The organism is Formosa sp. Hel1_33_131 (genome assembly GCF_001735745.1).
Lineage (GTDB): Bacteria > Bacteroidota > Bacteroidia > Flavobacteriales > Flavobacteriaceae > Hel1-33-131.
In genome coordinates this window covers 125,522-145,613 of record NZ_CP017260.1, presented here as the reverse complement: position 1 = coordinate 145,613, position 20,092 = coordinate 125,522, and the positions used below count along the sequence as shown (strand labels likewise).

The following is a 20,092-nucleotide window of genomic DNA, read 5'->3' as shown; positions in this document are numbered from 1 at the left end:
CGGTGGGCTTCTGTAATCTTTTTTAGATTGAAGTGACTATTGACCCGAAAGTGCTTTTACTTCATTTTCAATCATTTCATAGAATTGATCAATTTTTGGAAGTACAACCACACGTGTGCGTCTGTTTTTTGATCTGTTCATTGCAGTGTCATTATCTGTTAATGGCACATAACTACTGCGTCCTGCTGCTATTAATTGAGCGGGGTTAACTCCCATGCCTTGTAAGATTCTAATGACAGATGTAGAGCGTTTGACACTTAAATCCCAGTTGTCAACTAAGACACCATTTGAATACGAACGGTTGTCCGTATGTCCTTCTATCATCGCTTCAAAGTCAGGCTTGTCATTAATGACTTTCGCTACTTTCTCTAAAACTCCTTTGGCTTTTTCGGTGACTACGAAACTTCCACTTTTAAATAATAACTTATCAGCAATGGAAATAAAAACAACGCCTTTTTCTACATTTATTTCGATGTCTGGATCGTCGATCCCAACAGATTTTTTCAAACTGGAAACAATCGCCAATGTGATGCTGTCTTTTTTAGTTATGGCATCTTGTAAACGATTGATTTTTAAATCTCTTTCTTGAAGACTTTCTAAGGTTTTCTCTAAATTATCAGCCCCTTTAGAGGTTAGCATTGTCATTTGCTCAGTACTGCTAATGAGTGCGTCGTTTGTTTTTCTTAAATCGTACAATTGATCTCTTAGAGCCGTAAGGTTTGCATCTGCAACCGCTTTGTCAGACAAACAACTGTTTAACTTTACAGTGGCCGTATTTAATAAATCTTCAGTGGTTTTTAATTTTTCTTGAGCAGCTGTCAATTCTTTGTTAGCGCCACAGGAAGCAAGCACTAATAATGAGGTCACTCCTAATACATAAATTTTCTTCATCATAAATAGTTTTTAATATAACGTAAAATTATAAAATTATTACACTTAATACTATGATTAACAAAACATTTTATAATTTATTAAAATAATTTTTATTTCGCACAAAATAAGACCAAACTATTGATGGAAGTTGGTGGTGTGATTTTCTATTAGAATGTTGCCGTCTAAATTGAAGTAAATAGGGGACAGCTTTGTAAAAACTTCCATGGGCTTTCACAATTGCAATCACGTGTTTTGGTTTTGCTTGTAGCAAAAAACGAATTCCAGCAATTCCGTCTAATATCAACCTTAAAAGAACAACAAGCAGCAAAGGTTGATGCGTGTTTTTAACCAAGGTATATAGGCTATTTCTAAAATTTAAAAAGGTTTTCTTAGGGTTTGAAGTTTTTAGACTTGCGCCACCTACATGGTAAACGGTTGACAGTCCGACATAAGTGACGGTCATGCCTTTATTTTGTGCACGCCAGCACAAATCGATTTCTTCCATATGTGCAAAAAAATGAGGGTCAAATCCTTCTAAAACTTCAAAGGCTTGCGCTCTTATAAAGAGGCAAGCTCCAGAAGCCCAAAATATTTCTTTTTGGTCGTTGTATTGCCCACGATCTTCCTCTAAAGAATTAAAAATACGCCCTCGACAATACGGGTACCCCAATTGATCGATGAACCCACCACCTGCGCCGGCATATTCAAACTTATTTTTGTGGTGGTAATCTAATATTTTAGGTTGGATGATGGCAGTATTCACTTCAGCTTCAAAGGTATGGATAACTGGTTTTAACCAGTTTTCAGTCACTTCAATATCAGAGTTTAATAAACAATAAACATCTGCATCAATTTGTTTTAAGCCTTCATTATAGCCTCCAGCATATCCAATGTTATGTGTCAGTTTTATGCATTTTACAGTAGGGTAGTGTGTTTCTATGAATGAAACGGATGTATCTGTAGAAGCGTTGTCAATCACATAAACATCTTGCCCATCTGCGTAAGCAACCACGGAGGGTAGAAACGTTTCCAACAGCTGCTGTCCGTTCCAGTTTAATATGACAATTGCAAGTTTCAAATTTGTTTGGTGTTATAGTTTGGAAGGCTTTCTAAAAACTCAAAGCTTTCCAAATTGTGATTCATAGTGCAAAAATAATGATTTAATCCGTTGGTGACCATCAAATAGGGTGCTTTTAGAGTTAGGTTATACCGCGCGATTTGGTCAAAGGCAGCTTGAGTAATTTTAACCTTTGGTGCTTTGCATTCGACTACAAGGGCTAAACTGCCATCGGGGTTGAATACCACAATGTCGTACCGTTTCTTAAGCCCGTTGATTAGGACGACCTTTTCAACATTAATTAGAGAAATAGGATAGTTCTTTTGGTGTATTAAATACTGTACACAATGTTGTCGTACCCATTCTTCCGGTTGAAGTACCACAAACTTTTTACGAATAACATCAAAAATATGAGTATTATTTTCGCTATTTTTGAGCCTGAACGAATATGTTGGAAAATTTAAATTTTGCACAGTACAAATTTGGTAATTTTTTTTGAATGAATGCTACGAACCAGCTGATAACTGACATTAAAGGAGGTAAAATTGCGCCCATTTATTTTTTAATGGGTGAGGAAGCCTATTTTATTGATGTCATTTCTGATTATATCGAGTCCCATGTGTTGGCGGAAGAAGAGAAAGAATTCAATCAGATGGTGATTTATGGAAAAGAGGCAACTATTCAAGATATTGTATCGAATGCCAAGCGGTATCCGATGATGGCAGAACGCCAAGTTATCATCGTAAAAGAAGCTCAAAACCTTATCAAAACCATTGAACAGCTTGTGGATTATGCTAAAAATCCACAACCAACAACGGTCTTGGTTTTTAATTATAAATACAAATCTTTAGACAAACGAAAAGCGTTTTATAAAACACTTTCTAAAGCAGCGGTGGTTTTTGAAAGTAAAAAAATATACGAAGATAAAATTCCGAGTTGGATTCAAAGTTTTTTAAGAGCGAAACAGATTACGATTACACCAAAAGCAGCCCTGATGCTGACGGAGTTTTTAGGAAATGATTTGAGTAAAATAGCCAATGAACTCAATAAGTTAGAAATTGTGGTGGGCGCTCAAAAAGAAATTACGCCTGAAATCATTGAAGAAAATATTGGAATTTCTAAAGATTTCAACAACTTCGAATTGCAAAAGGCGTTGGGACATTTGGACCACAAAAAAGCGTATCAAATCGTTCATTACTTTGCTCAGAATTCAAAACAACATCCGTTTGTACTGACCATATCAATCTTGTATATGTATTTTTCAAAACTGATGACCTTGCACACAGTTCGAGATAAAAACCCAGGAACAGTTGCAAAAGCATTGGGAGTCAATCCTTATTTTGTAAATGAATACATTGCAGTGTCTCGAAATTTCCCCATGAAACGGATCAGTGGGGTGTTAGAAACGCTACGAACCTATGATACGAAAAGCAAAGGGGTTGGTGCCAATCTTACTCCAAAAGATTTGTATAACGAGTTGATATATAACATTCTTAAATAACGAGTTGTGATCTCATTTTCATCTGTTTATTGGTTTTTTCAATAGCGACAGCCAAGAGGGTTTCTAATTCATTCTTTACTAGTTCAATTGAAACTTTGTCAATCATGATGCGATTGTGAAAGACCCATATAACATTATTTGAAACACTTTCGTTATGCTGTATTATAGATTGCCAAGTTTCCATCAACACTTCTTTCCAAGCTTTGCTAGGGGATTTTGTGAGCCCAAAAGGTACTTGATACAAAATTAGAGAGGAATCTGGTGAAATTGTAATATCAGTGATGAGCATCCGGGTGAGGTGGATGTGTTCTGTAATATATGTCAATCGAAAAATTCGATCTGTAGGTGTGTTCATAATACAGCAATTTGGGGTTGCAGCTATAAAGATATGAAAAAAATATTAAAAAGGATATTTTAGGCTAATTTCAACAATTTTTCTTGGCAAAAATAGCCGCTCCAATAATTCCAGCATTGTTTTTTAACTCGGCTGCTTTGATGGGCGTTTGGATATCAAGATATGCCTCAAACTTTTCCATTTTTTTACTGACTCCTCCGCCAATGATAATAAGGTCCGGATTGAAAGTATTTTCAACATGGGTTAAAAAGAAATTGACCCGCTTGGCCCAAGTTTTAAAACTCCATTCTTCACGTTTTCTTGCAGAATCTGCCGCAAAATATTCCATGATATCTCCTTTACGACCGTACATTCGACCCAATTCAAAATTAGATAATAATTGACCATTAAAAAATACACCAGAACCAATACCCGTTCCTAAGGTAATGGTAATCACTAAGCCCATTTGGTTTTTACCGATCCCAAATTCCATCACTCCCATAGCGGCAGCATCGGCATCATTAACGATGAAAAAGTCATTTCCTGTTTTGGACTTAAACAACGCATCAACCTGGGTGTATTGCCATGATTTATCGAGATTGCCATGCTGCATGGCTTTTCCATTTTTAATGACTGTTGGAAACGAAATTCCTACAAGCCCTTTCCATTCAAAAGAGTCAATCAACGTTTTTAGTTCATTGGAAACACTTTCGGGAGTGGCGGGTTTTGGGGTTGGTACACGAAGTCGTTCACTCAAAAGCTCACCTGTATTACTATCTACAATGGCACCTTTCATGCCCGTTCCACCAATGTCTATTCCTAAAATTTGCATAAAATATATTTTTAAAGATCGGTTATGTCTTTCAGTTGAGTATTGAAGTCATATTGTAAATCTTCGTGTAATTTAATTATTTTTTTTTCAATGCTTTCTACTTGACGTAAATAAATATTGGTAAGCGTTACATTGTTGTTTATTGAAGGTTTGAAGGTTTTGAGTTTGTAGCAATAGTAAAGAAGCAGCTCAATTTCGGTTTCTTTTTGGTTAGAATAACGCGCATGTTTTTTGAGCATACGTAAAATTTTACGGACACTTTTTTTAATGTAAAAATAGCTCTTGGTATTGATTTCCTCAAATAACAAATCCGCATCTTCTTTGATTCCTTCGATGTAATAAGCTTCATTTTCCGATTCAAATAGGAGATAGGTAAGCAGCTCTTTATTTTCTAATTTAAAACGCGCCAACCGCAAACAGAGCGTTTTTAAATGCTCGGGATCTAAGGTTTCTAATTCTTTTTTGAGTTGTACAACGGTGGCTGCTTTCATAGCGGTTGTAATGATACAAATTTTATAGAAACAACGCAAATGGGGAAATGTAAACTATGCGTTTAGAATTAGTGATTTTACTTCTTGGTTCTTTCGTCTTGTCTGTTGTCCCAAAATGAAACAATTTCTATACTATTTTCATTTATCTCATAGAAAATCAAATAGACTTTCATTGGGATTACACGTGTTTTATTATTAGAAGTGATGCGACCAATTAAATTATTTTTAGATAGTGTATTTAGTAACTCTTCCGTCTCATTAAGAAGTTTCAAACTGTAGTTTGGTGAGCCGTTTCTTTCGGTAAAAAATTTAAGAGTTTTTTGTAATTCGTATTTGGCATTATCAGACCAAATTATTGTTTTTTCAGCCATTCTTTCATTTCTGAAATTACTGATTCATTACTTGAATATTGACCATTTTTTAATTGTTTTTTTCCAATTGAAATTGAATTTTCCTGATCGGATGACAATTGATATACGGTTTGTTCTGAAGAATCGAAAATTGTTTGAAGCGCTTTTAAAAAACTTAAATCGTTCGATTTTTCAATTCTAGAAATTAAATTGTTTTTTATTTGAGCGGTCATATCCATAGTTAATATTTTTTACTTCAATCAAAAGTACATATTTTTATTCAAATTTATATTATGTTTGAATTGGTTTTATATTTTTTAACTCCTTGCATATGAATTGATTTTTAAGGATTTAAGTTTAAAAGTGTTTTAAATATTAATACTAATAAAACGAGGTCTAGCCGATTTATATAGTTATCATTTAAAATACGTCGGATATACTTTTAGATGCCTATTTAATTTGTCATAACTGTCTTGACATTTTTTTAAATTAGAGGATCCTAAGGGTTCAAATAAATCATTAATTGGAATTAAAAAATCATGTAATTGATTGTGTGCTTCTCCTTTCATGGTGCATTTTTCGAAAACCATTGAAAACTCTGTTTTTAGACTTTTAGTTAAAGTTGCATAGGCTTTTATATCCTCTTTTTCATTGAAGGTGTTCATAATTCTTACCATATTTTTTATGCCCTCTGTTGTTTCGGAATTTGCAAACCAACGTTTTCCATCGTTTAACTCAATGCCATTCTGCTCGGATAGATGTAATTCATCGGTTTTTTGTTTTGCATCTTTTCTACAGGAAGAGGTGAAAGCGATTGCCAAAACCAATGTTAGTTTAAGAATTGTGTTTTTCATTTTGTTTTTATTTGAGGGTATTGTTTAATTGTTTATGACCTCTAAAAGCTCGTCTTCTGATATTTTTCTAAAAGAAAACTTATAGCCTTCATAAATTGCGATTCCATAAAACAAAACATCAATCGGATTAAATGTAGATACCATTATTTCAGGTATTATACTGTAATCAATAAGCCTCAGGGTTTCTAAGTATCCTAGTTCCTCTTCATTTGCTGCAAATCCTATAATACTTAGGAAGTTTCCAAGCAAGCAAGCGAAAGCAGAAAGAACTGCTCCGGAGATTCCAAAGATATTATCTATCCCTTTTCCAGAGTACCTTATTACGTATCCTACTAAGAGTCCAATGGCAATGGCCATATATCCTATCTGATATTCTGTGGCAACAGTAATTGCAGCCCAAAGAATTGCTCCAACAATAGAAGCAATCAATCCAATAAAAAATCCTAAGGGCAGGTTTTGATTACTTTTTAGTTTTTCAATATGACGATCAATTTTTTTTTGATTAATTACATCCTCACTAGATTGAGGATTCATGCTTTTGTTTGTTTCAGTTGGTTTCTTGGTTGTGTTTTCCATTTGTTAAATATTTGAGGGTTATTAGTTATTTTCCTATTACATCAATGCCATCTTAGTTGATAAGGATAGCGTTCATAAATCACATTGTCTTCGTTAATTGTATTTCCGTTTCGACCGTTAATTTCACCTAATTCTTGTAATTCACTCGCCTCAATCAATTTTCCAATTTTCCGTAAACAATAGGATTTATAAATTTGTACTTCAGAAAACGTAGGATAAATTTCTAAAGCTTTGTCAAAAAGTTCAATGGCTTCCACGTACTTTTTTTGTTCATATTTACTAATTCCAAAATAGAATAAATCCAAATGGTGAAGCCAATCTTCACCTTTTTCATTGAACTGATATTCATAATCCTTTTGAAAATAAGTTTCCGCGGTTTCAAACTTATTTAGTTGTAGATACGACAGTCCAATATAGAAATCATAAGAATGATCCATGACGTAACCATACCCAAATTTTTGTTGAAAATCTTCAAAATCTACGATGGCATCCTCGTACGTTTTGGCAAAAATACATTTGATAAAAGCCCGATAATCTTGCCATCGCAGTGGGTCATACTTTACTGCCTGATCAATAAATTCCATCCCAATTTCATATTTTGCCTGCTTAAACAATGGCATTGCTTTTTGCTGCCATAAATAGGCAATCGTGCTGTCTTTGGCGAGTCCTTTGTCAATTTCTTCTTGCCATTCTTGTGAATATAAGGAGTGTTTCCAAGCTCCATTTTGGAGGTGTTCTATAAATATAACCTCCTGTTTTTCTCTGTCCTCTTTTGAAAGAGTTGGTTGATTTTGATTAATATCCTTAGAGGATGTATTTTTTAGTTCACAAGAAAAACTTATAACACACAACAGGACAATTAGGAGTTTTAGATTAAGATTCATTTTTTTTAGTTTCAAAGATGTTATACTTCCTGTATGAAACTAAATTTGACACTCCTCAAAACAAGGGAATACAAAAACAGACCTGCTTACAGGGCATTAGAGTAATACAATCGTTTACAAAAAAATAATTATTGGTTATGAAGAAAAGCAATGGGGCTTTACTACGGTATAAATATATAAAAAAAATTGGTACACTTTGAGCTAAGTGGTTAAGATTGTTGCAACCATCCCTTATTTTTAAATCCTCTTTTCACATAAATAACAATAGAACTTAAAATTTATTTAAAATTAATGTGTTTTTCAACTTTTTGTATCACATTTGTAATGTGATTATAAATCCTTAAATCCCATCAACATTGAAAAAACTATTTAAAATCATTGGTATTTCGTTGTTAACTGTTCTTATACTTTTAATAGCAGCACCATTTTTGTTTCAAAATCAGATCAAAGAATCTGTTAAGACGTTTTTAAACGATTCTGTGAATGCACAAATTGATTTTGAAGATGTTAGCTTAAGCCTTTTTAGCAGTTTCCCACAAGCGAATGTGACCGTTCAGAATTTAAAAATTGTGAATCAACAGACTTTTGAAGGGGAAACCTTTGCAGCGGTCAAATCTATTTCGTTTGATATGTCAGTTAAGGAACTGTTTAAAAATGAAAGTGAAGGCCCAATTGTCGTCAACTCCATCCAAATTGATGAAGCTATTTTAACAATTAAATCAGATAAATACGGAAATAAAAATTACGATATAGCGAAAGAAACAGAAGACACTTCAACAGAAAGTGACACTAATTTTAAACTCAATATAGAGGATTATGCCCTTCGTAATAGTTCAGTTACTTATATTGATGAAACGTCAAACACCGTTGTAAATATCAGCGCATTGAACCACTCTGGAAAAGGAAACTTTTCAACCGATTTATCGGAACTCAATACCACTACAGAAGCGCTCGTTAGTTTTAGTGTGGATAACACCAACTATTTGAATGCTAATTCTATTAAGTTAGACGCGCTCATCGCTTTAGATTTAGTCAAAAACAAATACACCTTTAAAGAAAATAAATTTTTTATCAATCAATTGGCGCTTGAGTTTGATGGTTTTGTAAAACTCTTAGAAGACGGTTCTGAACTGGATATTACCTTTAAAAATACAGGATCCACATTTAAAGAGTTTTTGGCAGTCATCCCTGAAACGTATTCAAATGACATTGAAGGCGTGACTACTACAGGCGGTTTCAAAATTGATGGTTTTGTAAAAGGATTGGTGACAGAAACTAGTATTCCAAAAATGGACATCAAGATGGTGTCCAACAATGCTTCCTTTAAATATCCCAGCCTTCCTAAAAGTGTAGAGGATATCTCCATCAATGCGAGTATTAAAAATGATTCTGGAAATATGGATGATACCTATGTAAGCATTCGTGATTTACAATTTAGAATCGATCAAGATGTATTCAAGTCCTCCGCAACGCTTAAAAATCTCACTAAAAATATGTTGGTGGATGCCACTGTTGACGGGACTTTAAATTTAGCAAACATAAGTAAAGCGTATCCCGTAGAACTAGATACCGAATTAAGCGGAACACTAAATGCAAAGTTGCACACTGTTTTTGATATGAATGCCATTGAAACCAATGCGTATGAACGCACACAAAACAATGGAACTATTGCGGTTTCCAACTTCGTTTTTTCTTCTGAAGAATTGGTGAACCCTATTCATATCTCTAAGGTAGATGTTGAATTCAAACCTGGATTAGTGATGCTTCAATCGTTTGTCGCCACAACGGGTAAAAGTGACCTCGCCGCAACGGGCACTATTTATAATTTATTAGGATTTCTTTTAAGTGATAAAAACCTTCAAGGGGATTTCAAACTCAACTCAAATATCTTTGCTGTCAGCGATTTTATGGCTGAAAGTAATGGGGAGTCCACAGAAACGGAACCCACAGAATCCCTGAAAATCCCTGCGTTTTTAGAGTGTACTTTGACAGCAGATGCGAAAACAGTTCTCTATGACAATTTAACGCTCGAAGATGTGAAAGGAACGGTGGTTCTAAAAGACGAAAAAGCGACTTTAAAAGATATGTCGTCCAGAATTTTTGATGGGAATTTAACCATCAACGGTACGGTGGATACGCAGCCAGACACCCCAATATTTGATTTGGATCTTGGGGTGGATCGTTTTGATATTTCACAATCCTTCAACAGTTTGGAGTTACTTCAAAACATAGCACCCATTGCCAAAGCATTGCAAGGGAAATTGAACAGTACCTTTAAAATTTCAGGAGATTTATCCAACGATTTCACTCCTGACTTAAACTCCATTACTGGAGACGCCTTTGCGGAGTTGTTGACCACCAAAGTAGAACCTAAAAACGCCGCTGTTTTTAATGAATTAGAAGGGGCTTTAAGCTTTGTGGATTTTGACAAGCTGGATTTAAAAGACTTAAAAACGAAGCTCGATTTTAAAAATGGAGCGGTGAATGTCAGTCCTTTTGACGTGAGCTATGAGGACATTACAATTACTGTTGCAGGGTCTCACAGTTTTGATAAAACCATGAGCTATAATGCAGTTTTTGAGGTGCCTGCCAAATACTTTGGAAATGAGGTCAATAATTTAATTGCTAGCATTGGTGATGCTGAGGCCGAAAACCTCACAGTTCCTGTCACTGCAACCATTGGCGGCAGCTATACAAGTCCAAAGGTGTCAACCGATTTGACCTCTGGTGTTTCCAGCTTGACCAAACAGCTCATTGCCATTCAGAAACAAAAATTAATCAATCAAGGGACTGACCAAATTAAAGATGTATTGGGTGGATTGCTAGGAGGGAACTCCTCAAAAACAGATTCTACATCTACCGAGACCAAAAACCCGGTTAAAGATATTCTTGGCAGCTTTTTGGGTGGGAAGAAAAAGGATTAAGGGTTTATGGAAATATTATAATTTCTTACTCAATTATTTCTTTTTAAGTTTTCTTTTCTCTTATCCGGCACGAGCAAAAGATGTTCGCGCTAGCTGGGATTGGGAAATTATACTACTCGATGTAAAAAAAACAAGTAGAAATATTATGCATTGTAAATACTTCATAATAATATATTTTTTAGTTACTAATAGCCACTAGAAATCTACCCTAAGCCATACGACTCAAGCAATGTGCTACATAGTAGGTGTTTAAAAAAAAATAAAAGGCTGACTAATAGAAGTTCATCAGCCTTTTGTGTTACGAGTAAAATGGGATTTCAACTTAGTTTTTCTCAACCAATTTTGCTTCAAGAGATTTTATACGTTTTTCTTGTTCAATGGTATAAAGCGTTAGCTCTTCTACTTTTTGTAGTAGTAAGGTGGTCATTTCTTTAAGTTGTAAACCTTCTTCTTTAATAGTGGCTGCGCTTGGGACTTCTGGCAAGTGGTGGTTGGCTTTTGTAAAGGCTTCGACTTCTTCTAAACTAGGCATTACGTAGTCTGCTTTTAATGCAGATGTGCCTGTGTAATATTTTTGGAATACATAATCCGCTGGTATGGTACTTTCCATAACAACCTCTACTTCTCCACATAAAATCTTCCCTTTTACGGTGAGTTTTTCTGATGGATTTTTTGTGCCAATACCAACATTTCCATTGTTTTTTAGAGTCATTTTCACTGTAGGATTAGTCTCTCCTGCAGTTTGGGTTTCAAAAAGAAGAGCTTCTCCTTGTGTACCACATCCATCCATTTTTGATACGATTCTACTTGTCGGATAATTTTTTAATCCCCCATTCCAAAATTCAATAGAGGTTCTTTGGTTACAAGCCCATTTAGAGTTTCTTAACTTCAATATTGGTAGGTCAGTACTGATACCTGTTATATCTAATTTAGCTGAAGGGTTTGTTGTGCCAATCCCAACATTTCCGTCAGGTTTTATAGTCATTAAATGATTAGTTCCTTTGTTAAAAAAATAAATATTTCCAATAGTTTTTTCAACACTACCGATATACATATGATTAGAAGAATTCAGTCCAAAAGCTCTAGAAAACCCAGATTCACCATTTTTTTGAATTCTTATGTAATCAACAGAATTTGCTAAATCAACATCTTGAGCATAAGATGAACATGTTGCGATAATAAAAAGTAAAATTATTTTTTTCATAATATTTGTATTTAAGTGTTAATGTTTATTTTACAAAGTTGTGCCTTTAAATGGAATGACTCCATTGCTGCACAAAGCCTCTCGACCTTGAGCCATTTACTTAGTATTTAAATATCCCCTCAAAATGCAGATTCCCAAAACAGACTCTATTAAAGAGGTTCTTAGCACTACAATCAAATACAAAAAAGAAAAATCGGTTGTGAAGAAAAGCGTTGGGGCTTAAATTCTGGATAAATATATAAAAAAAATCGATACACTTTTAAATAATTGTATTTTTGCGGCTCTATGGATTCAATCACTCAAATTGTATTAGGTGCCGCTTGTGGCGAAGCCGTTCTCGGAAAGAAAATTGGCAACCGTGCCTTGCTTTTTGGAGCGATTGGTGGCACCATTCCCGATTTGGATGTGTTTGTCGGAAAATGGCTTTTCAACAACGAAATCGATGCGATGGCGTTTCATCGGGGGTTTATGCACTCATTTCTCTTTGCCATTCTGGCGGCCGTTGGGTTTGGAATGCTGGTATTTTGGATTTATAACCGTGGAAAACGTTTTGGCATGACCACTCAAAACCAATGGATGTGGCTGTTTTTTGCGTCTATTTTTACCCACCCTATTTTAGATTCGTTTACCGCTTATGGTACACAACTGTTTGCGCCTTTTTCAGATTACAGAGTCGCGTTTAATAATATTGCCGTTGCCGACCCACTATACACACTTCCTTTTTTAATTGCCTTAATTGTGATGATGTGTTTCAAACGCTCTTCAGCCAAACGTCGCTTGTTTCTAAAGATAGGCTTGGGGATCAGTTCTCTGTACATGATTTTGACCCTCGTGAATAAGAACCACGTACATGGGGTGTATAAACAGGCGTTGGAACAGCAACAAATTGATTATTTGCGTTTTCAAACCCAGCCCACCATATTGAATAATATTTTATGGTATGGCATTGCCGAAACTGCCGATGCCTATTATGTGGGATTTTACTCGATTTTAGATACAGAAGCCACCATAAGTAAATGGCACAAACTCCCTAAAAACCATGAGTTGATTGAAGGAATGCCCAAAGATTTAAAAACCCTTGCGTGGTTTAGTGGTGGTTATTATAACTTAAACGAAACCGGCACACCAGATACCTTTTTATTTAAAGATTTACGCTACCCATTGATGGATGAAAACGATCCAAACTCCTCTATTTTTAAATTCACCATTACCAAAACAAACGACCGCTGGGAAGCCGCACCATTTTACGCCTCCGATCTGAGTGAAGACGCTTTTGAAGCTTTTTGGACCCGTATAAAAGGGATTTAAGATAAAATCCCTACCGTTTTCATACAGCCTTTCATCAGTTGGTACGTCCGTTCAATATCGTTATCCAATCCAATAGAAAAACGAATCAGGCCTTCACCAAGTCCCATTTCTTTTTGTTCATCTTCTGGAATTTCCGAAGAAGTAGAACTGCCTGGTGCACTAAACAAGGTTTTATAAAATCCTAAACTCACCGCCAAATATCCTAAGTTTTCTTTTTGCATGAGTTCCATGAGCGCATTGGCTTTCTCTAAACTTCCAGCATCAATCGTCATCATGCCTCCAAATCCGTATTCGGCATTCATCATCTGTTTATAAATTTTATGAGAGGGATGCGACTCCAGTCCGGGGTAAACCGTTGTGATGCCATCACTCTGAAACTTTTCAGCCAAATACTGCGCATTCATACTGTGTTGTTTCATTCGGATATGAAGTGTTCTAAGATTTTTTAAAATGGATGACGCAGGACGGCTGTCCATTGTAGAACCAAATAACATGGCAGCACCATCGATCAAACTTCTCAAACTGTCAATCATTTCTTGGGTGCCACAGACCACACCACCAATGGTATCAGACGTTCCATTGATAAACTTGGTTAAACTGTGAATGACAATATCCGCCCCCAATTTGTTTGGTGAAATTGACAAAGGCGAAAACGTATTATCGACTACCAATTGTAAATTGTATTTTTTAGCCAGTGCTGCCAACCCTATAATATCAGCCACCTCCAAAAGGGGATTGCTTACAGATTCGCAATAAAGGACTTTGGTTTGTGGAGTGATGGACGCTTCCACAACGTCTAGCTTGGTAATGTCCACAAAACTCGTTTGAATGTTTAGTTTGGGTGCAAAGTTTTTTAGAAACGCATACGTCCCTCCATAAATTGTACGGCTCGACACCACGTGGTCGCCTGCGCCACAGAGTTGCATAAGCACTGCTGTAATGGCACCCATTCCAGACCCAAAGACATTGGCGGTTTCAGTGCCTTCCAAAGCGGCGAGGGCTTCGCTTAAATATAGATTAGAAGGAGTGGTGTGACGTGCATATAAATGACAACCTTCGGTATTGCCTTCAAAAGTGTCTGACATTGTTTTGGCAGAGACGAAAGTAAAGGTCGTCGCATCTGAAATGGATGGATTGACTCCTCCAAATTCTCCAAAATATTGTAAGTCTTGTATGTTGTCTGCGGGTTTAAAAGCCATGGTTAGTTAGTTTAAATGTTTTCCCAAATTTGAAGCTATTTAGAATTAAAAACAACAACTATATTCATTTTCAATAAATAAAACTAATTAGTAGTCTAAATATAGATAATTAATTTATATTTTTGATCTAAACTATTTTTAACCAGAAATTTATCCAAAATGAAATTAGATTCCATAGATACACAATTGCTGAACTTTCTTCAAAAAGATGCCAAACAAACCAATAAAGAACTGGCATCCAAGCTAGACATGTCCGTGACGGCTGTTTATGAGCGCATCAAAAAACTTGAAAAAGCGGGGGTCATTGATAAATATGTTGCTTTGCTTAACAAGCAAAGTGTTGGCAAGGCATTTGTCGCTTTTTGCCATATAAAACTGGTAAAATATTCTCAAGAACTGGTGCGTCAATTTGAAAAAGAAGTGGCTACGATTGATGAGGTATTGGAAGCTTACCACTTGAGTGGTGATTATGATTATTTGCTTAAAGTACATGTCGAAGATATGGAGTCTTTTCGGGAATTTATGGTGAGTAAACTCACAAATATAGATCATATAGGCAGTAACAATAGTATGTTTGTGATTTCAGAAGTAAAACATACCACGGCCGTCAATATTTAGACATCAAATTATTCTTCCATTGAATATATGTTTGTATTTTTGTATTAAATTTAAAAACAATCTATTATGAAATCATATGATGTTGCTATCATAGGATCTGGGCCTGGCGGCTATGTCGCTGCCATCCGTTGCGCACAGTTAGGAATGAAAACTGCGATTATTGAAAAATATGCAACTTTGGGAGGCACTTGTTTAAACGTAGGCTGTATTCCAAGTAAAGCATTGTTGGATTCTTCGCACCATTACGAAGATGCAGTAAAGCATTTTGAAGCACACGGCATTGAAATCCCAGGCGAGATCAAAGTCAACCTCGAAAAAATGATTGGTCGGAAACAAGCAGTTGTCGATCAAACCACTGGGGGAATAGATTTTCTAATGACCAAAAATAAAATTGATGTCTATCATGGAATGGGGGCTTTTAAAGATGCGACTCATATCACCATTACTGGTGATACCAATGAAGAAATCGAAGCGAAGCATAGCATCATTGCAACAGGAAGTAAGCCAACGACTTTGCCATTTGCAACGGTCGATAAAGAACGCATCATAACCTCTACTGAGGCGTTGAAATTAAAAGAAATTCCAAAACACTTAATCATTATTGGTGGTGGTGTGATTGGATTGGAACTCGGACAAGTTTACAAACGTCTTGGATCAGATGTGACAGTCATAGAATATATGGACCGCATCATTCCAACCATGGATTCTGGACTGTCTAAAGAATTAAATAAAGTATTTAGAAAACAAAAATTTAAGATTAATGTTTCTCACAAAGTCACGCAAGTTGAGCGCAACGGAAATGAAGTGACTGTAAAAGCAGAAAACAAAAAAGGAGAGCTGGTAGAATTTAAAGGCGACTACTGTTTGGTATCTGTGGGAAGAAGCCCATTCACCGCAGGTTTAAATGCAGAATCTGCAGGGGTGAAGCTCACCGATCGTGGACAGGTAGAAGTCAATGGACACTTACAAACCTCTGCGTCTAATATTTATGCGATTGGCGATGTGGTCAAAGGCGCCATGTTGGCACACAAAGCTGAAGAAGAAGGGGTATTTGTCGCGGAAACAATTGCGGGTCAAAAACCACACATTGATTACAACTTAATCCCTGGGGTCGTTTACACATGGCCAGAAGTAGCTTCTGTTGGAAAAACAGAAGAACAATTGAAGGAGCAAGGGATCGCTTATAAAACAGGGCAATTTCCAATGCGTGCTTTGGGACGTAGCCGTGCCAGTATGGATTTGGATGGATTTGTTAAAATCTTAGCCGACCAAACTACGGACGAAGTTTTAGGAGTTCACATGATTGGTGCCCGTTGTGCCGATTTAATTGCAGAAGCCGTAGTGGCGATGGAATTCAGAGCGTCTGCCGAGGATATCTCTAGAATGTCACACGCACATCCAACATTTGCAGAAGCCATCAAAGAAGCAGCCCTTGCTGCTACTGAAGACCGTGCCTTGCATATCTAAAGAAAATAAAATTTAGTACCCGAGGCTGTCCGAAAAGTAAATAAAACGGTCATTCTGAAATAAATTCAGCTTGACAGGAAAAAGACTTTTCAGACAGCCTCTTTTTGCTTTTATTTTAATATTTTTAGTTTCAAGGTCTTATAGTTATTAATTTTCATTATATTTAACTAGTTGATTAGCAGTATTTTGACTAATCTTTTTATGAAATAGTTAAACAAGATTATTAATAACAGGTTGGTGACATTTTTAAGGCATCAATGATAATACACAAATCTAACTTTGAATGATTCTTATTTACCATACAAACTAACAGATGAGTTGTTAGTAGAGCTAATTGTAAGCTCGCAAGATCCTTTGCTATTTAAGGTTTTGTACGAACGCTACGTCTTAATGGTATTTAATAAATGTTTGAGTTTTTCAAAAAACAATCAAGAAGCCGAAGATATTTGTCAAGATATTTTTCTGAAATTAGTGGTTAAAATTCACAGTTTTCGGGGCGCTTCTAAATTTTCTACTTGGTTATACTCCTTTACGTATAATCATTGTGTGAATTATTACCATCGAAATAAGTTTAAAAAATTTGAAAAAAATGCTTCAAACATTGAACAAATGTGTGATGAGGTCATAGCACAGGCAACTGAAGAGGATTTGGATCAGTTGTTAAAGTTAGAAAAATTGAGTGAAGCATTGGAGCTAATCCCTTTTGAAGACAAGCAAATTTTAATGTTGAAGTACCAAGATTTTAAAAGTATTAAGGACCTCATGGAGCTTCATAACGCAGGAGAAAGTGCCATCAAAATGAGATTGAAACGTGCCAAAGAAAAACTCTTGGGCGTTTACAATGTTGTGTATTTTCAAGCATTGCTTTAACCCTTATTTCTTATTCCGTTTGTTATAATTTTTATCGCCTCTTGTTTGTGGTTTTTTGTATTTCTTAGCAATAATAAATTTATAAGAACCTCCTAAATTTTCCTTTGTATTTTTTTCTTTTTTATCGTGGAAAGCCGGCCCTGGCGCATCTTCATCTCTTTGTTTGTGAGGATTGTAAGGCTCATTAATTTGTGGACGCTCTTCTTCAATGAGTTCTTTTGAAATTTCGACCACTTCAGGAATGTCTAACGTTTCAATGTTCATTTGCATTAAAGCTTCAATCGCATCTTTAGAATCGGTCTCATCAACTTTTGAAAGTAGAATACTCGTTCCTTTTCGTTTCGCACGTCCTGTTCGACCAATACGGTGCATATAATTTTCGGGATACTCAGGAGTGTCAAAATTGATCACATGCGATACATCGTCAATATCCAATCCACGTGCCATGACATCTGTAGCCACTAAAATTCTATTGAAACCCTCTCTAAATTGTTCAATACTTCGCAAACGGTAATTCTGGGTTTTGTTGGAGTGAATCACACAACAGTCGTCATTAAAGACTTCTTCAAGGGATTCAAACAGACGGTCCGCCATACGTTTGTTGGAAACAAAAATGAGGACGCGGTAAAACACATCGCGTTCTTCCATTAAGAACCGAATCAAATTTACCTTTGTATAATAATTGGGAACATCGTAACGAAACTGCATGATATTCTCTAGAGGTGTCCCAGAAAGTGCGACTGAAATACGCTCCGGATTGATGAAAAAATCGGTAATCAAAGCATCCACATCTGTGGTCATCGTTGCCGAAAACATAATATTCTGACGGCGTTCTGGTAGCAAGTCAAAAATGTTAATCAATTGGTGTCTAAACCCTAAATCGAGCATGACATCCACTTCATCAATCACCAGTTTTTGTATGCTTTTAAGTTGTAGTACCCGACTCAATGCCAAGTCATACAAGCGTCCAGGAGTGGCCACAAGAATGTCAATTCCGGCTGCTATTTGTTGTTTTTGAGTGTTGATATTGGTGCCGCCATAAACGCCCAAAACACGGTTATTCGTATAAACGTTTAGATCCGTTAAGGAGTCTACCACCTGGACTACAAGTTCACGTGTAGGTACTAAAATCAAAACACGTGGGTTCTCTTGAGTCGAATAGGTGAGGTTTCTCACCAAAGGCAAGGAGTAAGCCAATGTTTTTCCCGTTCCCGTTTGAGCAATTCCAACCACATCTTTTCCTGCACAGATGACACTGAAAGCCGCCTCCTGAATGGGAGTGGGTTCAATAAATCCTAAATCCTGAAGCGCATTGCTTAAGGGAGTGGTTAATTTAAAGTCTTCGAAAGATAACATTGGAACTAATTTTGTGGCAAAGGTAAGGTATTCTTGTAAAGTGACGATTTATTATTTAGAACTGATTAACTTTGTATTGAAAATAAACAATCATTGCGAGACCATAAAGAAATTACACTCCGTTCGGTAGAAGGATTTAAAACTCAGTTATTAGCTTGGGCTCAACAATTTGAAGACATTGTTTGGCTAGATTCTAACCAGTCCTTACAACCCCATAGCAGCTATGATTGTATCTTAGCGGTAGATGCTTTTACAGGCATTCAGACCGATTCTGACAATGGTTTTAAAAAATTAAAAGAATACCAATCCATCACCAACGATTGGATTTTCGGATATCTTTCATATGATTTAAAAAATGATACCGAACCTCTAAAGTCTCAAAATTTTGATGGGCTCGATTTCCCAGACCTTTGTTTTTTTCAACCTAAAAAATTATTTTTATTTAAAGACAATACATTAACAATTAAGTATTTAAATTATGTTTCTGGTGAGGTGGATACCGATTTAGAATCGATTGAAACGTTTTCATTACAAAACGATCCATCCCATACAAATGACATTCAAATTGAATCTCGTATTTCAAAAAAATACTATATTAATAAGGTAAGTACACTATTGTCTCACATCCACAGAGGCGATGTTTATGAAGCTAATTTTTGTCAAGAATTTTATGCGCATGCAGATTTGAATCCTTTAGAAACGTATTTTAAATTGAATAAAATTGCAGAAGCACCCTTTGCAACCTTTCTTAAAAATGGAGATAAATTTTTATTATCCTCTTCCCCAGAACGGTATCTAAAAAAGGTGGGGCTAGACATTACCTCTCAGCCCATCAAAGGGACTACCAAGCGGTCTGAGCATGCAGAAGAAGATGCGAACTTAAAAACAACTTTAGAAAGCGACCCAAAAGAACGCAGTGAAAACATTATGATTGTTGATTTAGTACGGAATGACCTGTCTAAAATCGCTCAAAAAGGAACGGTCAACGTTTCGGAACTCTGTCAAATACATAGTTTTAAACAAGTTCACCACATGATTTCAACGGTTCAAGCAAAGGCATTGCCAACCATTTCTGCGGTGGATATTATTGCAGCCACATTCCCAATGGGTAGCATGACTGGGGCTCCAAAAATTTCAGCAATGAAAATTATAGAGGCGCTTGAAGACACCAAGAGGGGGCTTTATTCTGGTGCGGTTGGATACTTTACTCCTGAAGGAGATTTTGATTTTAATGTGGTGATTCGAAGTATCTTGTACAACGCTTCCAAGTCGTATATTTCATTTTCTGTTGGGAGTGCCATCACCTCAAAAAGTACTCCAGAAAAGGAGTATGACGAATGTCTTGTGAAAGCCAAAGCAATGCGTAGTGTTTTGGAGAATTAATTTGTAGTTTT

Annotated in this window: 21 protein-coding genes; 7 read left to right on the top strand and 14 right to left on the bottom strand. The window is 36.0% G+C overall.

Annotation, left to right across the window (positions count from 1 at the left end):
• Positions 1–36: 36 nt before the first annotated feature.
• The 3 genes from FORMB_RS00700 to FORMB_RS00690 all read right to left on the bottom strand — a co-directional run bounded on the left by FORMB_RS00700 (position 37) and on the right by FORMB_RS00690 (position 2,403).
• Positions 37–891, bottom strand: coding sequence for an OmpA/MotB family protein (locus FORMB_RS00700; RefSeq protein ID WP_069675626.1), 855 nt, complete (start codon positions 889–891; stop codon positions 37–39).
• Positions 892–961: 70 nt separating this feature from the next.
• On the bottom strand, positions 962–1,951 hold the full coding sequence (locus tag FORMB_RS00695) for a glycosyltransferase family 2 protein (protein ID WP_069675625.1): 990 nt from the start codon (positions 1,949–1,951) through the stop codon (positions 962–964).
• On the bottom strand, positions 1,948–2,403 hold the full coding sequence (locus FORMB_RS00690; protein WP_069675624.1) for a type I restriction enzyme HsdR N-terminal domain-containing protein: 456 nt from the start codon (positions 2,401–2,403) through the stop codon (positions 1,948–1,950). The genes FORMB_RS00695 and FORMB_RS00690 overlap by 4 nt, the downstream gene beginning before the upstream one ends.
• A gap of 26 nt (positions 2,404–2,429) precedes the next feature.
• Between FORMB_RS00690 and holA the strand changes: the two genes are divergently transcribed.
• Entirely contained in the window at positions 2,430–3,431 is a 1,002-nt protein-coding gene (gene holA / locus FORMB_RS00685; protein ID WP_069675623.1) for a DNA polymerase III subunit delta, read from the top strand.
• On the opposite strand, the gene FORMB_RS00680 is transcribed toward holA, so the two are convergent.
• The 8 genes from FORMB_RS00680 to FORMB_RS00645 form a co-directional block, all read right to left on the bottom strand.
• On the bottom strand, positions 3,424–3,786 hold the full coding sequence (locus tag FORMB_RS00680; RefSeq protein WP_069675622.1) for a hypothetical protein: 363 nt from the start codon (positions 3,784–3,786) through the stop codon (positions 3,424–3,426). The genes holA and FORMB_RS00680 overlap by 8 nt on opposite strands.
• Positions 3,787–3,856: 70 nt before the next feature.
• Complete coding sequence (gene ppgK, locus FORMB_RS00675) at positions 3,857–4,597, bottom strand: polyphosphate--glucose phosphotransferase (RefSeq protein WP_069675621.1); 741 nt, start codon at positions 4,595–4,597, stop codon at positions 3,857–3,859.
• 11 nt (positions 4,598–4,608) lie between these two features.
• Positions 4,609–5,088, bottom strand: coding sequence for a hypothetical protein (locus FORMB_RS00670; protein ID WP_069675620.1), 480 nt, complete (start codon positions 5,086–5,088; stop codon positions 4,609–4,611).
• A gap of 77 nt (positions 5,089–5,165) precedes the next feature.
• On the bottom strand, positions 5,166–5,459 hold the full coding sequence (locus FORMB_RS00665) for a type II toxin-antitoxin system RelE/ParE family toxin (protein WP_069675619.1): 294 nt from the start codon (positions 5,457–5,459) through the stop codon (positions 5,166–5,168).
• Positions 5,441–5,671 (bottom strand): hypothetical protein, encoded by a 231-nt coding sequence (locus FORMB_RS00660; RefSeq protein ID WP_231925556.1) that lies wholly within the window; start codon positions 5,669–5,671, stop codon positions 5,441–5,443. Before FORMB_RS00660 ends, FORMB_RS00665 begins: the two co-directional genes overlap by 19 nt.
• Before the next feature lie 183 nt (positions 5,672–5,854).
• Positions 5,855–6,292 carry a hypothetical protein gene (locus tag FORMB_RS00655; protein WP_069675617.1) on the bottom strand — a complete coding sequence of 146 codons (438 nt, stop codon included), beginning with the start codon at positions 6,290–6,292 and terminating at the stop codon, positions 5,855–5,857.
• A gap of 24 nt (positions 6,293–6,316) precedes the next feature.
• Positions 6,317–6,868 carry a hypothetical protein gene (locus FORMB_RS00650; RefSeq protein ID WP_083243870.1) on the bottom strand — a complete coding sequence of 184 codons (552 nt, stop codon included), beginning with the start codon at positions 6,866–6,868 and terminating at the stop codon, positions 6,317–6,319.
• Positions 6,869–6,909: 41 nt separating this feature from the next.
• On the bottom strand, positions 6,910–7,752 hold the full coding sequence (locus tag FORMB_RS00645; protein ID WP_069675616.1) for a tetratricopeptide repeat protein: 843 nt from the start codon (positions 7,750–7,752) through the stop codon (positions 6,910–6,912).
• Between the two features lie 356 nt (positions 7,753–8,108).
• Here FORMB_RS00645 and FORMB_RS00640 point away from each other — a divergent pair, with 356 nt between their 5' ends.
• Positions 8,109–10,676, top strand: a complete 2,568-nt coding sequence (locus FORMB_RS00640; RefSeq protein WP_069675615.1) for an AsmA-like C-terminal region-containing protein — start codon at positions 8,109–8,111, stop codon at positions 10,674–10,676.
• Between the two features lie 322 nt (positions 10,677–10,998).
• Here the strand turns inward: FORMB_RS00640 and FORMB_RS00635 are convergent, their stop codons facing one another.
• Entirely contained in the window at positions 10,999–11,880 is an 882-nt protein-coding gene (locus FORMB_RS00635; RefSeq protein WP_069675614.1) for a hypothetical protein, read from the bottom strand.
• 285 nt (positions 11,881–12,165) lie between these two features.
• Here FORMB_RS00635 and FORMB_RS00630 point away from each other — a divergent pair, with 285 nt between their 5' ends.
• Positions 12,166–13,188 (top strand): metal-dependent hydrolase, encoded by a 1,023-nt coding sequence (locus FORMB_RS00630; protein ID WP_069675613.1) that lies wholly within the window; start codon positions 12,166–12,168, stop codon positions 13,186–13,188.
• Here the strand turns inward: FORMB_RS00630 and FORMB_RS00625 are convergent.
• Complete coding sequence (locus FORMB_RS00625) at positions 13,185–14,387, bottom strand: aminotransferase class I/II-fold pyridoxal phosphate-dependent enzyme (protein WP_069675612.1); 1,203 nt, start codon at positions 14,385–14,387, stop codon at positions 13,185–13,187. The genes FORMB_RS00630 and FORMB_RS00625 overlap by 4 nt on opposite strands.
• A 159-nt stretch (positions 14,388–14,546) precedes the next feature.
• Between FORMB_RS00625 and FORMB_RS00620 the strand changes: the two genes are divergently transcribed.
• The 3 genes from FORMB_RS00620 to FORMB_RS00610 all read left to right on the top strand — a co-directional run bounded on the left by FORMB_RS00620 (position 14,547) and on the right by FORMB_RS00610 (position 17,342).
• Positions 14,547–15,005: an Lrp/AsnC family transcriptional regulator gene (locus FORMB_RS00620; protein WP_069675611.1), complete on the top strand. Its 459-nt coding sequence runs from the start codon at positions 14,547–14,549 to the stop codon at positions 15,003–15,005.
• A 66-nt stretch (positions 15,006–15,071) separates the two neighbouring features.
• The gene (gene lpdA, locus FORMB_RS00615; RefSeq protein WP_069675610.1) at positions 15,072–16,472 is read left to right on the top strand and encodes a dihydrolipoyl dehydrogenase; all 1,401 of its coding nucleotides are present in this window, start codon (positions 15,072–15,074) and stop codon (positions 16,470–16,472) included.
• Between the two features lie 279 nt (positions 16,473–16,751).
• On the top strand, positions 16,752–17,342 hold the full coding sequence (locus FORMB_RS00610; protein ID WP_069675609.1) for an RNA polymerase sigma factor: 591 nt from the start codon (positions 16,752–16,754) through the stop codon (positions 17,340–17,342).
• A 3-nt stretch (positions 17,343–17,345) separates the two neighbouring features.
• Here FORMB_RS00610 and FORMB_RS00605 read toward each other — a convergent pair whose 3' ends face one another.
• Positions 17,346–18,698 (bottom strand): DEAD/DEAH box helicase, encoded by a 1,353-nt coding sequence (locus FORMB_RS00605; RefSeq protein ID WP_069675608.1) that lies wholly within the window; start codon positions 18,696–18,698, stop codon positions 17,346–17,348.
• Between the two features lie 93 nt (positions 18,699–18,791).
• On the opposite strand from FORMB_RS00605, the gene pabB reads away from it, so the two are divergent.
• A complete protein-coding gene (gene pabB / locus FORMB_RS00600) occupies positions 18,792–20,081 on the top strand; it encodes an aminodeoxychorismate synthase component I (RefSeq protein WP_069675607.1) in 1,290 nt (429 codons plus the stop codon).
• Positions 20,082–20,092 lie beyond the last annotated feature (11 nt).

What these genes read in the sequence shown, in the direction of transcription:
- FORMB_RS00700 (WP_069675626.1), bottom strand. Translation starts at nt 891, where the DNA reads ATGAAGAAAATTTATGTATTAGGAGTGACCTCATTATTAGTGCTTGCT.
- holA (WP_069675623.1), top strand. Translation starts at nt 2,430, where the DNA reads ATGAATGCTACGAACCAGCTGATAACTGACATTAAAGGAGGTAAAATT.
- FORMB_RS00680 (WP_069675622.1), bottom strand. Translation starts at nt 3,786, where the DNA reads ATGAACACACCTACAGATCGAATTTTTCGATTGACATATATTACAGAA.
- ppgK (WP_069675621.1), bottom strand. Translation starts at nt 4,597, where the DNA reads ATGCAAATTTTAGGAATAGACATTGGTGGAACGGGCATGAAAGGTGCC.
- FORMB_RS00670 (WP_069675620.1), bottom strand. Translation starts at nt 5,088, where the DNA reads ATGAAAGCAGCCACCGTTGTACAACTCAAAAAAGAATTAGAAACCTTA.
- FORMB_RS00665 (WP_069675619.1), bottom strand. Translation starts at nt 5,459, where the DNA reads ATGGCTGAAAAAACAATAATTTGGTCTGATAATGCCAAATACGAATTA.
- FORMB_RS00660 (WP_231925556.1), bottom strand. Translation starts at nt 5,671, where the DNA reads ATGACCGCTCAAATAAAAAACAATTTAATTTCTAGAATTGAAAAATCG.
- FORMB_RS00655 (WP_069675617.1), bottom strand. Translation starts at nt 6,292, where the DNA reads ATGAAAAACACAATTCTTAAACTAACATTGGTTTTGGCAATCGCTTTC.
- FORMB_RS00650 (WP_083243870.1), bottom strand. Translation starts at nt 6,868, where the DNA reads ATGGAAAACACAACCAAGAAACCAACTGAAACAAACAAAAGCATGAAT.
- FORMB_RS00645 (WP_069675616.1), bottom strand. Translation starts at nt 7,752, where the DNA reads ATGAATCTTAATCTAAAACTCCTAATTGTCCTGTTGTGTGTTATAAGT.
- FORMB_RS00635 (WP_069675614.1), bottom strand. Translation starts at nt 11,880, where the DNA reads ATGAAAAAAATAATTTTACTTTTTATTATCGCAACATGTTCATCTTAT.
- FORMB_RS00630 (WP_069675613.1), top strand. Translation starts at nt 12,166, where the DNA reads ATGGATTCAATCACTCAAATTGTATTAGGTGCCGCTTGTGGCGAAGCC.
- FORMB_RS00625 (WP_069675612.1), bottom strand. Translation starts at nt 14,387, where the DNA reads ATGGCTTTTAAACCCGCAGACAACATACAAGACTTACAATATTTTGGA.
- FORMB_RS00620 (WP_069675611.1), top strand. Translation starts at nt 14,547, where the DNA reads ATGAAATTAGATTCCATAGATACACAATTGCTGAACTTTCTTCAAAAA.
- lpdA (WP_069675610.1), top strand. Translation starts at nt 15,072, where the DNA reads ATGAAATCATATGATGTTGCTATCATAGGATCTGGGCCTGGCGGCTAT.
- FORMB_RS00605 (WP_069675608.1), bottom strand. Translation starts at nt 18,698, where the DNA reads ATGTTATCTTTCGAAGACTTTAAATTAACCACTCCCTTAAGCAATGCG.